This window comes from Segetibacter koreensis DSM 18137, from assembly GCF_000374045.1.
GTDB lineage: Bacteria > Bacteroidota > Bacteroidia > Chitinophagales > Chitinophagaceae > Segetibacter > Segetibacter koreensis.
Genome location: NZ_KB893348.1, coordinates 344,121 through 360,562 on the forward strand (window position 1 = coordinate 344,121; position 16,442 = coordinate 360,562).

Annotated in this window: 9 protein-coding genes; 4 read left to right on the forward strand and 5 right to left on the reverse strand. The window is 38.7% G+C overall.

The annotated features are described in order from the left end of the window. Positions 1-69: 69 nt before the first annotated feature. Positions 70-1,137, forward strand: coding sequence for a family 43 glycosylhydrolase (locus B154_RS0120905; protein ID WP_083934999.1), 1,068 nt, complete (start codon positions 70-72; stop codon positions 1,135-1,137). 32 nt (positions 1,138-1,169) lie between these two features. Here B154_RS0120905 and B154_RS32840 read toward each other — a convergent pair whose 3' ends face one another. The 5 genes from B154_RS32840 to B154_RS0120930 all read right to left on the reverse strand — a co-directional run bounded on the left by B154_RS32840 (position 1,170) and on the right by B154_RS0120930 (position 8,742). Next, the gene (locus B154_RS32840) at positions 1,170-2,300 is read right to left on the reverse strand and encodes an efflux RND transporter periplasmic adaptor subunit (protein WP_018616319.1); all 1,131 of its coding nucleotides are present in this window, start codon (positions 2,298-2,300) and stop codon (positions 1,170-1,172) included. Next, positions 2,284-5,580, reverse strand: a complete 3,297-nt coding sequence (locus B154_RS0120915; RefSeq protein ID WP_018616320.1) for an efflux RND transporter permease subunit — start codon at positions 5,578-5,580, stop codon at positions 2,284-2,286. Before B154_RS0120915 ends, B154_RS32840 begins: the two co-directional genes overlap by 17 nt. A 28-nt stretch (positions 5,581-5,608) precedes the next feature. Continuing rightward, complete coding sequence (locus B154_RS0120920; RefSeq protein WP_018616321.1) at positions 5,609-7,015, reverse strand: TolC family protein; 1,407 nt, start codon at positions 7,013-7,015, stop codon at positions 5,609-5,611. A 210-nt stretch (positions 7,016-7,225) separates the two neighbouring features. After that, complete coding sequence (locus B154_RS0120925) at positions 7,226-8,356, reverse strand: mechanosensitive ion channel family protein (protein ID WP_018616322.1); 1,131 nt, start codon at positions 8,354-8,356, stop codon at positions 7,226-7,228. A 149-nt stretch (positions 8,357-8,505) separates the two neighbouring features. Next, positions 8,506-8,742, reverse strand: coding sequence for a hypothetical protein (locus B154_RS0120930; RefSeq protein WP_018616323.1), 237 nt, complete (start codon positions 8,740-8,742; stop codon positions 8,506-8,508). 326 nt (positions 8,743-9,068) lie between these two features. On the opposite strand from B154_RS0120930, the gene B154_RS0120935 reads away from it, so the two are divergent. The 3 genes from B154_RS0120935 to B154_RS29320 form a co-directional block, all read left to right on the forward strand. Further along, positions 9,069-12,038 carry a SusC/RagA family TonB-linked outer membrane protein gene (locus B154_RS0120935; protein WP_018616324.1) on the forward strand — a complete coding sequence of 990 codons (2,970 nt, stop codon included), beginning with the start codon at positions 9,069-9,071 and terminating at the stop codon, positions 12,036-12,038. 35 nt (positions 12,039-12,073) lie between these two features. Next, positions 12,074-13,669, forward strand: a complete 1,596-nt coding sequence (locus tag B154_RS0120940; protein ID WP_033412103.1) for a RagB/SusD family nutrient uptake outer membrane protein — start codon at positions 12,074-12,076, stop codon at positions 13,667-13,669. A gap of 233 nt (positions 13,670-13,902) precedes the next feature. Further along, positions 13,903-16,442, forward strand: a 2,540-nt coding sequence (locus B154_RS29320) for a VCBS repeat-containing protein (RefSeq protein WP_018616326.1), incomplete at its 3' end; no start/stop codon positions are given.

The following is a 16,442-nucleotide window of genomic DNA, read 5'->3' on the forward strand; positions in this document are numbered from 1 at the left end:
TAGTTGTGTTAGTTCGGCTTAAATATTAATTATTGTATTAGCCATTTGTCACCTCATAATTTGCTTTATATGTTTCTGACCTTTACAAATAAATACATCGTCAAATTAATTGTTATTAGTTTCTTCAGTGTGTTTGCTTTTTCGTGTACCCATGAAAAAACAATTAGCCAATCTCCTGCTGATACTACTAATGCAAGCAAGTTAATTTATCAAAACCCTGTTTTTAATCATGATTTCCCAGATCCTAATTTAGTTGAATCTACAGATGGTTTTTTTTATGCCTATTCTACACAGGCAAGCTGGAAGAATGAAAATTTCGGGGGCGCGTATTTTTTGCCAATTATCCGTTCTAAAAATTTAGTTAAGTGGGAAGTAGTTGGAGATGCCTTGGCTAAAAAACCTGATTGGAAGTCAGAGGGGGGAATATGGGCGCCAGATGCTACTTTCTATAATAATACTTATTTTCTTTATTATTCTTATTCTACGTGGGGAGATCCCAATCCGGGTATTGGTGTAGCTGCTTCAAAGAAACCCGAAGGTCCTTTTACAGATTATGGCAAATTATTTTTTAGCAAAGAGATTGGCGTAAATAATTCTATAGATCCCTTCTTTTTTGAAGAACAAGGGAAACCATACATCGTATGGGGCAGCTTTAATGGTATTTACGGCGTAGAGCTAACTGCAGACGGTTTGCATGTAAAGGGGGAGAAATTTCAGATAGGCGGAAATGCTTATGAAGGGTCTTTTATTTATAAAAAAGATAGCTATTATTATTATTTTGGCTCAACCGGCAGTTGCTGTGAAGGCGAAAAAAGCACATACGCCGTAAAAGTAGCCCGGTCAGCAACATTTAAAGGGCCTTATGCAGATAAGGAAGGCAAGCTGTTACTGGAAAATGGCGGAACGTTACTACTGCGAAAAAATCCCGACAAGGAAGGATTTGTAGGACCAGGTCATAATGGCGATCTTATAACTGATAAAGCCGGCCAAACGTGGATGATTTATCACGCTTTCGATAAAAAACAACCTAACCGCAGGGTTATGCTATTAGATAAAATTGAATGGAAAGAAGGCTGGCCCTTTATTAATAATTCACAGCCAAGTATTGAGCCCCATCCTGGTCCTGTTTTTCGCTAATCTAAACCTGTTAATGTCAAAATTCTACGTTCTTATACCCGCCTTATATTCTTTATATCTGCACCGTTTCTGATTTCGTCAGTAGCTGTTTTTATAATCTCATCACCTTCGTTCAAATTTCCATAGACTTCTACCTTATCATTTGCTTCACGCCCTTTCTTTACATCTACCCATTCTGTCTTTTGGTTTACAACCCGTATTACAAAAACCTTTTCTGTTGAAGATACAAGTGCTGTTTTGGGTATTATAAATGTGCTGTCTTTTGCAGGCAGCGGTATGTTCACTTCGGCATACATACCCGGCAATAGTTTTTTATCGTTATTCATTACGTCCATTTCCAAACGTTCAGACCGCAAACGGTCATCAAGCGCTCCTGCCAAACGTTTTACTTTAGCGGTAAATGTATGGTCAGGTATAGACTTTACGTTGAAGGAAACAGCATCCAGGTGAGTTAAAATACCTGTGTATATTTCCGGAACTGAAATTACAAGTCGTAATTTTTTTTGTTCCTGCAAAACAAATAACGGCTGGTCTGAACCTTTTCCTGAAGGCCCTACATAGGCACCGGGATTAACATTGCGGGTGGTAATCACTCCACTGAATGGAGCCTGGATGTTCAAATAATTTTTTGAAGCTGCTATGGCTTCGTATGCAGCTTTGGCTCCCTGCAACCGTGCATTTTCAGAGTTAACTTGTGCAAGAGCCTGGTCAAGATCGTTGCGTGATATCGTCCCGGGCGTTTTGCTGGTTTCCAGCAACCTTTCATAATGCGCTTTTGTTGAAATATATATCGCCTGTATCGATTTTAAATTTGACTGTGCTTCTGACAATTTCGAATTAATTTCCGGTGCTTCCATGCTTACAAGTAGTTGCCCTTGTTTCACTTCAGAACCAACATCGACAAATACTTTTTTTACAAAACTGTTTTCTTTAGCGTAAATATTTACTTGTTGATAGGGAATCAGTTCTCCCGGAATTTTCAGCGAAGAAGATATTTTGCCTTTTTGCAGATTTATAACTTCCGTTGCAGGAATGGAATCTTCTTTTTGCGTATCTGCCAATGGTTTTTTTTCTCCCGAATGACAATAAGTGAGCGAACTGCTTAAAGCAAGAAAACAGGAAAAAATAGAAATACTTTTTAAAAAATTAATTTTGATTATCATGCTCATACAATGATGGAATATAATGAATACTTTCTTTGTCTTCAGGATCTAACGAGACTGATTGGGTGGAAGCCTTGCCCTGTACCCAAGCAAAAACGAGGGGTAAAATTGTGATAGCGACAATCGTAGAAACTATTAATCCGCCAATAACCGCACGGCCTAATGGCGATGCCTGGTCTCCGCCTTCTCCAAGACCTGATGCCATAGGTATCATGCCTGCTATCATTGCCACACTTGTCATTAGTATTGGCCTTAACCGTAGAGCCGCAGCCTCTCTTGCCGACTCTATAGCATTACCATTATGCATCCGTAACTGTTCAGCGTTTGTGATTAACAAAACAGAGTTTGAGATTGAAACGCCTACTGACATAATCATCCCCATATAAGATTGCAGGTTAAGAGTTGAGCCTGTCAACATAAGTAGTATTAGTGAGCCTGCTATAACTGCGGGTACAGTTGAGAGCACTACCAGTGGTACTTTAAAAGACTGAAAATTTGCTGCAAGCATAAGGAAGATGACAACAATTGCTACTATCAGCCCGGTCTGCAAACTATCCAGCGTTTCATTTAATATCTGGCTCAGGCCTTTTGTTTCTATAGTAAGACCTCTTGGCAATTCTCCCAACGATTTTATCGCTGCTTCCACGTCTTTGGTTGCAGCGCCAAGGTCTTTATTATTTAAATTAGCAGTCACAGATAACATTGGAAGAGCTCCTATAAGATCATTTTCACCGTAGGTGGTATCGGGGGTAATGTCCGCAACATCACCCAGAACCGGTCGCGGAGAATTAGCTAATATCGGAATTTCACTAATATCGTTAATGCTTGACATTTTGTACTCAGGTACTTCTACCTGTACACTATAGGTGAGACCTGCTTTCTGGTCGAGCCATACATTCTTTTCTGTATATCGCGAAGAAGAAGTAGAGGCTATAAGCGACCTGGAGATATCTGAAACGCCGACACCTAATTGTGCAGCCTTTAGCCTGTCAATATTTATATTTATTGCAGGATATTTGGTTGACTGATCAATTTGAGCATCTCTTAAATAAGAAATCTGTTGCAGCTTTTTTAAAACTTTATTAGCATACTCTTCATTTTGCTTTTTGTTTTTACCCGCAATCCTTACCTCTATCGGTGTTGGAGAGCCCTGGCTGAGAATTTTATCGGTAAGTTCTATTGGTTCAAATGAAAGTTTTAAACCAGGCAATTCTTCTTTCATTCTTTTTCTGAATCTTTCCTTCAAATCGTCCAGGTTTACTTTGTAATCTTCGCTCAAGTTTACCTGTAAAACTGCTTCCTGGCTTCCGCTCATAAATAAATAAATAGGACTGGTTGAAAATTGCGAAGGATGGGTGCCGACAAAAGCAGAGGTGACTGCGATATTCTTTTTACCTGTTAATTCTTCAAGAACATGAAGCGTTTTTACCATATTTTCTTCTGTTCGTTCAAGTCTTGTGCCTTCAGGGCCACGCAGCCTTACCTGAAACTGGGCCCCATTTACCTTGGGCAACACGTCGCGACCGATAGCCGCAAGTAAAAAACCTGCAGAAATAATTGCAATGACAACATAAGAAGCAACGATAATTTTTCGATAAGGAAATATCCGGTTAAGAAAATTTAAAAACCTCTCTCTGAATTTATCAAACAAGCTCAGTTTATCTTTATGTACAGGGTTCTCTACCAACACCTTTTTCTGATCCCATGTGTCCTTTTCTGACTCGGCACTCAGATGAGATTCAATAAATTCTTCATTGTCAGTTAATTTGTGTAATGTACCTGTTTTGTCTTTTACTTCAGCATGGTGAGTTTTCATTAGCCAATTGGCCATAACAGGCACAAAGGTTTGCGCCAGCAAGTAGGAAGCAATCATAGAAAAGCCGATAGACATTGCCAAGGGTAAAAATAAGGCTCCGGGAATGCCTTTCATAGTAAGAGCCGGAGCAAAAACTGCAAGAATGCAAAACAAGATCAACAATTTCGGGAAAGCAATTTCTTTACACGCATCCCATATGGCAAGAGCTTTAGGTTTACCAAGATCAAAGTGCTGGTGTATATTTTCTATAGTTACGGTAGATTCATCCACGAGTATTCCGATAGCTAACGACAGACCGCTAAGTGTCATAATATTAATGGTCTGATGAAAAAGATAAAGAAATAAGACTCCTGTAATGACAGACGTGGGAATAGTAAGTATAACAATAAGCGCTCCTCGTTTATCACCCAAAAATAAAAGTACCATAATACCCGTAAGTATGGCTCCTATTACGCCTTCAGTTACGAGGCTTTTAACCGCATTTATTACGTACAGAGACTGATCAAATTCATAAGAAAGTTTTACATCGGGCGGCAAAAGGCTTTGAAAACGTGGAAGGGCTTTTTTTAGGTTTTGCACTACCTCCCAGGTAGATGCGTCTGCAGATTTGGTAATAGGCATGTAGATAGACCGCCGACCATTAATCAGAGCGTAGCTGCTGGTAATATCTGCAGCATCTTCAACTGTCGCCACATCTTTCAGATATACATTATGCACGCTGCCTTTAAATAGCGGAATTTCTTCAAAATCTTTAATTTGCTTTATCTGGGTATTGGTAGGTGTCAGGTAATTATAATTTCCTATTCTTACATTGCCCGCAGGAGAAGTTTGGTTGTTTTCTCTTAATGCCTGTACTATTTGGTCCGGTGTAAGATTGTGCGCTCTCAACAATTCAGGATCAACTTTTATGACCACAGTACGCACATTGCCACCAAAAGGCGCGGGCGAAATCAGGCCGGGAACAGAGGTGAATGAAGAGCGGACATAAACATTTGCAAGATCAAGCAGCTCGTTGTTATTACGACTTGGGCTGCTTAGAACCAATTGGCCAACCGGAAGTGTAGAAGCATCAAACCTGATAATAAATGGAGGTTGTGTACCAGGTGGAAAGATTGCTTGCGCACGGTTAGTAAAAGCCGTCACCTCTGCCGCCGCTTGCGCCATGTTTGTTCCTTCATAAAAAGAAAGCTTAATAAGCGTTAATCCCTGGATATTTTTGGTTTCTATACTTTTTACTCCCGATACATACAACAACAGATTTACATATTGTTTTCCAAAATACCCTTCCATTTGAGAAGGAGTATAGCCTCCGAAAGGGTGAGAAATGTAAATTACAGGTAAATTAAGGTCTGGAAAAATATCAATCTTGATATTTCGTACGGCATTAATTCCAAAGAAAAATACCCCCGCCACTAACACAATGATCGTTATCGGTTTTCTCAGCGCACTTTTTATTAATCCCATTGTTTAACTTATCGAAAAAAATTATAGATTAAAATTCTTTAATAAAAATGTTGAAATCGCCGCTCGCAGCAGCTTTATACAACAGGGCTTGCCAAACATTATTATAAGCGATGTCCCGATCTGTTTCCGCCCGGTTTAAAGCATATAGGGCCTGGGTAACATCAATAATGCTTGCCAGTCCATTTTTATATAACACGCTTTTTTGCAGGTATGCATCAGATGCTGCTTTTATTTCTACAGGAACTTCATAAAAGTTTTGGAGGGCATTTTTAATTTTTGTTCCTGCTAAAATCATTTCATTCTTTATTCTTTGATCTACAACTTCATATTCTTCGCTAAGTCCCTTTGAAGTAAATTTCTGCGATTGTACCTGTTGATTCACCTTTAGATATCCTGATAGATTCCATATTAAGCCGACGCCAACTAAATAGTTAGCCCTCGTCGGCTTCACACCCTCAGTATAACTTTTGGTATACCCGTCCATATTTGATGAATTATAATTATAATTGAAACCGGAGCCTCTTCCCTGAATAACACCAAAAGCGGAAAAAGTGGGATACTTGAACGTATTATAATATTTGGCCCTGGCGTTGCTAAGGTCAACGCGACTGCGATAATATTTAAGCAACGGATGATCTTCCTCTTTAAACTGTATGGAAGTATCAATGGCAGCAGGTATTCTTTTTATAAAAACTGTGTCAAGTATAAAATCCTGCGAAGCAATTCCCAGCAAAATCGAAAGCTGGTTACTTTGCTCCTGCTCGTTGTCTATAGATCTTGTAAGTAAAATTTTAGCATTTGATACTTCTGCATTTGCCTGCGAAGAGTCTACACCGGGATTCAATCCATTGCGTGCGCGGGCTATAACTACGGTCGCCAATGCTTTAGCCCGATCTAGATTTTTTTTCTGCGAAAGCGTAATCCGTTGTGCAGCCAATAAATTAAGATAGGCTGCGGCTACTCTAACCTGGTGCTGAAATTGTTCCTGCAATAAATCAGCCTTATCCTGTGCATATGCTGCTTTTGCTACTTGTACTTTTTCGTGTGCTTTACCAAAGGCAAAAAAATCCCAGTTAATATTTGTGAGGTATAATGATCCGAATGCTGCGTTCCAGTTCTGACTGTTCATTGCTGGCCCCGAAGGAGAGGCGCTTAAGCCGCGATATCCATACAAAATTCCATTCTGTCCATTTACCGTTCCATAATCCTGCTGCATCGAAACATTCAGATCCGGTAAATATTCTTTTTGGCTTTGTGAAACCAGGGCTTGGGATGCATTTATGTAACTTGACTTGGCTTTTAATGTACCATAGTTATTTATCGCAATGCTTATTGCGTCTTTGATGGTAAGTGTTTTGTTTTGGCTGTAAATACCGCAGGTGTAAAAGAATGAGAGCAGAAAGATTAAACAACGAACACCTAAATTTTTAACCATGAAGTAAAATTATTCGTAGTACAAAGAGGCAAAGCTAAAGGGGGAATTTTATGAGAAAAAAATTAAAATTAAAATTATGATGTTAGATGGAAGGTAATCGATGATAAAAAGCCTGATTACATGGTAGTAATGCACGCGATGAAAGCTTCTTGTTACTTATTCTGTTAAAGAAAATTATATCTTTTAAAAAAATATGATGGCAGCGGTTTGCTATTGATTGTTGCTACTAACCAGACGTTCAGGAAGTTTTTCTGCTTTTGCATCGGCCAAATTATCTTTATAGCTGATTATTGCCCTGTGTGCAGGCAAAGCATCCGGATAATTTTTTTGAATAAAAGTTATTATATTTTCCCTGATGTAACACCTTAAGTCAAATGCTTTACCAGAATTTGCTGCACTTATAAGAAATCTTATTTCTACTGTACTTTCTGTGCTGTTTGTGATTTGCATCCCACTTACTCTTTTATCCCACAAATCTGTATGTTCGAGCAGCCGGTTAAACTCTTTTTTTATTTCATCAAAAGGAGCGGAATAATCAAGGTAAAGAAAAACAGTTCCTAATATTTCTGCCGTGTTACGGGTCCAGTTTTGAAAAGGTTTTTCTATAAAGTAATTAATGGGGAGAATAAGCCTTCGCTGGTCCCACACACTCAGAACAACATAAGTCATGGTTATCTCTTCCACCCTGCCGTACTCGCCTTCTACCACCAACACATCATCGAGACGTATGGGCTGTGTAAAAGCTATCTGAAGACCGGCAAGAAGATTACCGAGAGATCTTTGTGCAGCTAAACCTACAATAATACCACTGATACCTACACCTGTAAGCAATCCTGTACCAATTTTTCTTAAACTGCTGAAACTTAATAATACCGCTCCAATTGCTAAAACTATTATCAGGCTAATAATCAGTTTTCTTATAAACTGTATCTGGGTTCGAATTTTTCTTTCACGCAGATTATCAGATTTATTTAAGTCGTAGATATGATATAAAAAATCTTCGAAAATTTTTACGACAGCTACAAGTACCATCGAAAAAGAAACGATTAATAAAATGCCGGTGATTTTGTTAATAATATTAAACTGGGTTTTGTTCAGCTCCATTAACGGAAGCACAAGGTTTAACGTTATCAAGGGCAAAAAGAAGGTGAGAGGTTTGTTCAGCCTCCCGAGTATTGAACGGAAAACGGAGTAATTCAGGTTTGTTTTTGAATACAAATGAAGAATTAAGGTGGCGACACCCTTAAATATAAAACCCGTTAAAACAGCTACTAATGCCAGTAAAACATTCCATCCTGCAGGAGGTAGTTGCTTTAGCTGCTGAAGAAAATCACTCCACATGATGTAAGTATTGTAAAATTTACGGCTTAGCACACAAAAGTACGTACACTGTTAGTTGGAGATAAAAAAAAAGAGGTTGCTTTTCAAAAGCAACCTCTTTTTTTTAACTATTACCTTCAACCACATTTTCTAAAGAATAAACTATAGTATTAGTGCTGAGTGCTATCGGTAGTGCTGGTACTAGTGCTATCTGTTCCAGTTGTGCCACTACCAGTACTGCTGCTGCTTCCGGTTGAATCTGTGCTGCTACTCATTTGTCCACTGTTACCAGATTGTGTAGTCGTGCTTTTGTGTGTGGTCGTTTTCTTAGTCTTGTGAGTTCCCGTTTGTGCATTAACTGCAAATGCAGCTAATACAAACATAGCCATCATTAATTTCTGTTTCATAAGGTATATTTTATTTGAATCTTTTGGAATCAAATACGAGGCCAGAATCTAAATAAGGGTAATTTCTATTATTATTTTTTTCTATATTGTGTTAAATTGTTATTAACGCTAGCTCACTTAAACCTTTGGAAATATGTTAGCAATGTCAGATTGAAGAATTTTTAGCAACAAGGCAAATCCAATTTTATTGATAAAAAGAATGCAAAACCGGATTTTTTAAAAAAGTTGTTAAATAGATTTTATTATGTCAATAATACATTTAATATTTGTTAACCGTTTTTTAACATGCGGTAATCTATTCTTAAAACTCTAAAATGAACTGCTATATGAAGATTGCATTTATACTTCGTGTATTTTGTATCTCCGTGTTTTGCCTGTTTTTCAGCCTCTCATCTATTTTTGCCCAAAATAAAAGGATATCAGGAAAGGTTACTGATGCTACAGGTGCTACACTCTCGGGTGTCAGCATCCGCGCAAAGAACGCAAACGTGGGTGGAACAACAGATAATAATGGAAGTTATTCTATTTCTTTACCTCAAAAGGTTAATACCCTTGTATTTTCTTCGGTTGGCTTTGCTACTCAGGAAATTTCAATCGGTGATAAAACCACTCTTGATGTACGAATGACCCCAAGTACGAGCCAGCTTACCGATGTGGTAGTGGTCGGTTACGGCACTCAAAGAAAAAGAGAGGTAACCAGTGCGGTTACAAGTGTAAGTGCGGAGCAATTTAATAAAGGAAATGTAACAGACGTAGCCCAATTACTGCAAGGTAAAGTTGCAGGCCTTTCTATCTCAAGACCCGGAGGCGACCCCAACAGCGGTTTTTCTATTCGTCTAAGAGGTCTTTCCAGTTTTGGTGCAAACTCTCAGCCTTTGGTTGTTGTTGATGGCCAGGTTGGAGCAGACCTAAACAGTATTGATCCTAATGACATTGCCAGTATCGATGTTTTGAAAGATGCCTCTGCCGCCGCTATTTATGGAACCCGCGGCTCAGCCGGTGTACTTATCGTAACTACCAAGAAAGGCACTTCAGGTCCTCCCAGGGTTTCTTATAACGGTTCTGTAACTGCTGAAGATCCTTCAAAATTTACAGCTCACATGAATGCTTCTCAATATATTGCAGCAGGTGGACCAAATCTGGGCTCAAACACTGACTGGAATAAGGAAATAAGTCGTACTGCGATTTCTCATACCCATAATCTTTCATTTTCAGGCGGTTCTAACGGTACTACCTATAATGCTTCCGTTAACTATCGTGACAACCAGGGTGTAGCTATAAAAACAGGTTTCAGGCAAATAAATGCCCGGTTAAACCTTACTCAGAGGGCTTTGCAAAACAAATTGGTTTTTAATCTGAATGTTACAACGGGCAGAAGGGAAGCCCACCAGGGTTTTTCTGAAGCTTTTAAATATGCTACAATATTTAACCCCACAGCTCCTGTGCATGTTGCCCCGGATTCTGTAAACTTTGCAGGTGTAAAAGGTGGTTACTTTGAAAGTAATTTTGTTGATTATGCTAATCCGGTTGCTGTATTGGAGCAAAACACAAACGATTATACTGCTAAAAGAATTAATGTTCAAGGTTCTGCAGAATATGAAATTGTTCCAGGTTTGAAGTTTTTGGTAAGATATGCACAACAATCGTTTAGTAATTTCAGAACTGCGTTTCTTCCGCGTACTTCCTTTCATTCAAGAAACTTTTTAGGAGTAAGTGGTTTTGCCCGTAATGGTTACGCTTATAAAGCGGATGATGAAAACTCTAACCAGTTATACGAGAACACCCTTACTTATGATACTAAATTTAATAAGCTCAATGTTACCGCACTAGCTGGTTATTCTTATCAAAGTTTTTTAAGTCAGGGAACAAGTATTGGTGCTGGTAATTTTGTTACTGATTTAACGGCTGATAATCTCGGTACAGCTCTTGACCTTGGTGCTGGTCTTGCCAATATAACAAGTTATAAAAATGGAAGCCGGTTAGCTGCCTTTTTTGGAAGGTTGAATCTTAACTATAATAATTTTGCTTTTTTATCTGCTACTTTAAGAAGAGAAGGCTCAACTCAATTTGGAGTTAATAATAAATGGGGTATGTTTCCAGCAGTAAGTGCCGGTTTAGATATTAGTAAACTTGCTGTTATACCTAAAGTTGACAATCTTAAGTTAAGAGCAAGTTATGGTATTACAGGTTCGTTACCCCCAAGTTCTTATTTATCGCTATCAACTTTTACCGCAACACAAGGCACAGAATTTTTTGCAGGCGGTACCTGGCTTGCACCTTATGCTCCTAACAGAAATGCAAATCCGGACCTGAAATGGGAGAGAAAAGCGGAATTTGACGCCGGACTCGATTTTACCATGTTCAATAATAAACTGTCCGGTACAGCAGACTACTACAGCAGAACTACTTCAGACCTTATATTTAATGTAACCGTTCCGGTTCCGCCAAACCTCGCTAACCGTACATGGAAGAATGTGGGAACGTTATCGAGCACAGGATTTGAGTTAGCATTAAATTATGATGTTTTGCCTAAAGGAAACTTTACATGGAAGACAGGCGCTAATTTTTCTACCAACCATACGAAGTTAAGCAAGCTAAGCGCTGATATTGCACCGGGCTCTTATATTGGTGAGACAAACCTGGGAACTCCAGGGCAGGAAGCTACCCAAATAACGCGCGCATATGCAGGTCAGGATATCGGTCTTTTCTGGGGGCCCGTGTATAAAGGTTTAGATAAAAATGGCAAATATTTATTTGATAATGGCAAAGGAGGAGATACTACAGATGAGAATGCTTATAGAACATTAATTGGAAAAGGTTTACCAAAGTTTGAATTTGGATGGACAAATACATTCAGCTACAAGAATTTTGATTTGAACTTCTTCTTCCGCGGTTCTGTAGGTCATGATCTTATTAACACGTACAGAGGATTTTACGAGAATGCAACTGTTGTGTCTGCATACAATGCCGTCACAACAAAATACTATAATCCAAATGTAAAGGATGGACAGAAGTTTAGCAGCCTGTTTGTAGAGAAAGGAACTTTTGTAAAGCTGGATAATGCTACGTTAGGCTATAACTTCCCCTTACCCAAAACAGGTCTGGTGAGAAGTTTAAGGGCATATATTAATGGACAGAACCTGTTTATTATTACAAACTACACCGGTGTCGATCCTGAAGTAAGATACGCTGACCAATCTACAAACCCTCCTAATGTATTGGCTCCTGGCGTAGACAGAAGAGAGACATGGGTTAGAACACGCTCTTTTACTTTCGGAGTTAATGTTGGCTTTTAGTTATTTATCAAATAAATTTAATTTATACTTTCTATATGAGACTTGTATCTAAAACAATATTTTCAGCAATGAGTTTCTTCATGGTAGCTTCTTGTACTAAGCTCGATGAAACGGATGTGCTATATGACCAGGTGACAACCGATCAGTTTTTTAAAACAGACAGAGAATTTCTTTCCGCTGTTGGCGCTGCTTATACTAACTTATATGGATATAGAGGTTCGTTTGTTAACGTCAATGAAGTTACTTCTGACGAAATTGTTGTACCGACTCGTGGTGCAGACTGGGGAGACGGCGGACATTGGGTAAGGTTAAAACTTCATACTTATAAACCAACAGACTCTGAAATAAACGGAGCATGGAATAATCTTTATGCGGGAATAAGTACCTGTAACAGGCTGATATCAACTTTAGAACCTGTAGGAACAGATCAATCAAAGGCATACATTGCTGAACTGAAAGTTTTACGTGCCATATATTATTATTGGTTGCTCGATACCTACGGAAACGTGCCTTTAAGTATAGATTTTAAAAACACAACACCTCCTCCAAATAGTACGAGACAACAGATATATGATTTTATTGAAAAGGAGATTCTCGACAATGTGTCCCAACTTCCTAAAAGTGGTCCAAATGACCAGGCTACATACGGTCGGGTAAATTATTATACCGGTTATGCGGCCTTAGCTAAACTATATTTAAATGCGGGAATTTATACCGGAACCGCACAGTGGGATAAGGCAATCAGTGCTTGTGATACAATTATAAATTCTGGAAAATATTCACTAACTGCTAACTACAAAGACAATTTCGTAAAAGAAAATACTGGAGCAAGCGAGTTCATCTGGGCAATACCGTATGATCAGGTACATGCAAAAGGGTTTAATTTAGATATGCAAACATTGCATCAGGAAAGTCAAAGAACATATAATGTTACTGCTCAACCTTGGAACGGCTTTGCAAGTGTCCAGGAATTCTATCAATCTTATATAGATCCCACTCAGAATCCTGGTCCCCAGGGATCTGTAGTAGGCCTTGATCCTAAGGGAACGCCAACTACCGGAACTTTGGATAAAAGGCTGTCAAACTTTTTAGTTGGGCCACAATACGATGCGACTGGAAAAAGATTAATGGATGGCGCCGTCGATGCTACTGATCCCGATGGTCCCCAGCTTACGTTTACTCCTTATATTAACGAGTTACAGCCCGGAGCCTGGAGGCAATCTGGTGCAAGAATTGGTAAATGGGAATTTTATAACGGAATGACGGACAATATGAGCAACGATTTTGCTATTTTCAGGTATGCTGACTTTTTATTAGTCAAGGCAGAAGCTGTTGCAAGAAAAAATAATAACTGGAATCATCCGATAGCCTTAGCATTGGTAAATCAAATCAGAACCCAACATGGTGGCGTAGCCCCATTTGCAACTATGGATGATAAAAGTTTTCTGGCTGAGCGGGGAAGGGAAATGTTTGATGAGGCATACAGAAGACAGGATATGATTCGTTTTGACAACTATAACAGTTCATTCAGGTTTCATCCTGCCGATGCAGATAAACATGTTAACATCCTACCAATTCCTGAAGCTCAAATCAATTCTAATCCTAATCTTAAACAGAACCCTGGGTATTAATAAGTTTTGACTTGAACTTTTTATTTATTGTAAAGGAAAGCAGGCGGATACCTTCGCCTGCTTTCCTTTTACATATGCTTTGCCGGAAGTTTAAAAAGTTTAATTTCACTTAATTTCACTCAATATTATACTTACAATATAACTTTTATGTTGTCGGGTTTTAGGTAATAGCAATTGCAATAATGGTTTGGTGAATTTAAATTTGGGCACTTTTATTCTGAGGCAAATGATTCATGGGAAATAGTAGTTTTAAAAAATATAGGTGTGTTCTTTTATTGTTTCATTGTAAAGTATATAAACAATTAGGATGGTCTTTTCTAATAGCTCTTTTATGTATTTCATGTAGCAAGGGCAAAACCTCTTCGGTAAATAAACTTTTTACGCAACTTTCCTCAAACGAAACAGGCGTTCCGTTTTCAAATACTATACATTATACTGAAGATTTCAATCCATATACTTTTAGAAATTTTTTTAACGGTGGGGGTGTCGCCATCGGTGACATAAATAATGATGGGCTTCCTGACATCTTTTTTTGCAGCAACCAGCAATCAAACCGGTTGTACCTGAACAAAGGGAATTTCCATTTCCAGGATATAACAGAAAAAGCGGGTCTTGTATCAGATGGTGTGTGGTCGACAGGTGTAACAATGGCAGATGTAAACGGAGATGGATTTCTTGACATTTATGTTTGCAAATCAGGTGATCTGAAGGGTAAAAATCGAAGTAATGAACTTTTTATTAATAATGGGACTTCTGATAAAAGAGAGGGCAGCGGTGAAGTGACTTTTAGTGAAAAGGCTAAAGAATATGGACTCGATAATCGCGGTTTGTCGACCCATGCCGTTTTTTTTGATTATGATAATGATGGAGATTTAGATTGTTATCTGCTTAATAACTCTTTTCGCTCTGTAGGCAACTATGATTTGATCAAAGACCAACGTAAGATAGCAGATACACTTGGAGGAAATAAATTATACAGAAATGATGGAAAACGATTTTCCGATGTTACGCAGATAGCTGGTATTTATAGCAGTAAAATAGGGTTTGGATTGGGTGTTACCATCTCCGACGTTAACAAAGATGGATGGGAAGATATTTATGTTTCTAATGATTTTTTTGAAAAAGATTATTTATATGTCAATCAGCATAATGGAACATTTAAAGAGTGTCTTGAGAAATATGTTCGTGAAATTAGTATGAACTCGATGGGGGCTGATATTGCTGACATAAATAATGATGGATTTTCTGATATTTATGTTACTGATATGTTTCCTGAAGAAGAGAGCAGAATTAAAACTAAGACCAATTTCGAAAATTGGGATAAGTACAAGGCTGATACCAACAATGGGTACTACAAACAATTTGTAAGAAATTCCTTGCAATTAAATTCGGGACCTGTAAGGATTAATAAAACCTTCGATGAGGTTTATTTTAGTGAGATTAGCAGGTTTGCCAATGTTTCCGCTACAGATTGGAGTTGGGGAGCGTTAATTACTGATCTGAATAATGATGGCTTGAAAGACATTTTCGTAGCTAATGGTATTTATAAAGATATAACCGACCAGGATTATATTCAATATGCAGCGGGTGAAAGTGAAAATATCAGGAAGCAAATTATTAATAAAGAAAAAAATATAATTAAAAAGCTTGTTGATCTTATTCCGTCACATGCGATATCGAACTATGCTTTTAGTAACAATGGTGATTTAACTTTCAGCAATAAAGCGCAGGAATGGGGTTTAGGTGAACCGGGGTTCAGCAATGGTTCAGCTTACGGAGATTTAGACAACGATGGAGACCTTGATCTTGTGGTAAACAATGTAAATATGCCCTGCTTCATTTACCGCAATGAGAGCATACAACAGCATCCTGAGAATAAGTTTTTAAAAGTAAGCCTTCAGGGAGAAGGCAAAAACAGGTTTGGAACAGGCGCCAAAGTAACGGTACACTACAACCATACAATAGCCTACCAGGAACAGATGCCAATGCGGGGTTTTGAGTCAACGGTAGACAACCGGCTAAATTTTGGCCTTGGCAAAACAAATACAATAGACTCNGTNGTAGTGCAGTGGCCCGGCGGAAAAGAAAACATACTAAGAGATGTACGACCCNATCAACAGATAACAGTCAGGCAAAGTGAAGCTATTGTTCCTAAACCCGNTAACGGNCAGCCATCCGCCACCAACACGCTTTTTACTGAGAGCAAAGACAATTACGGAATAGATTTTCAGCATAAGGAAAATGATTTTGCAGACTTTGACAGGGACAAGCTTATTTTCCAGATGATGTCAACCGAAGGCCCGCGAATAGCCAAAGGTGATGTAAACAAAGACGGATTGGAAGACCTTTATCTGTGCGGGGCCAAAGACCAGNCGGGAGCCTTATACATACAAACCAAAGCCGGAAGATTTAAGAGAAGCNACCAGGGGTTATTAGANAAAGATAAGGAAAGTGAAGATACGGATGCCTTATTTTTTGATGCGGACGGCGATGGGGATGAAGACCTGTATGTATGCAGTGGAGGCAACGAGTTTTCCCCCAACTCAACAGCACTTATAGACAGGTTGTACATCAACGATGGCAAGGGGAATTTCAGCAAGTCACCCCAGATACTGCCATCNTATATATTTGAAAGCAGNAGTTGTGTAACGGCAGCAGATTATGACGGCGATGGAGACATGGATCTATTTGTAGGAGTACGGTTAAAACCTTTCAGCTATGGTTATCCCTGCAAGGGCTACATACTTCAAAACAATGGCAAAGGGATATTTGC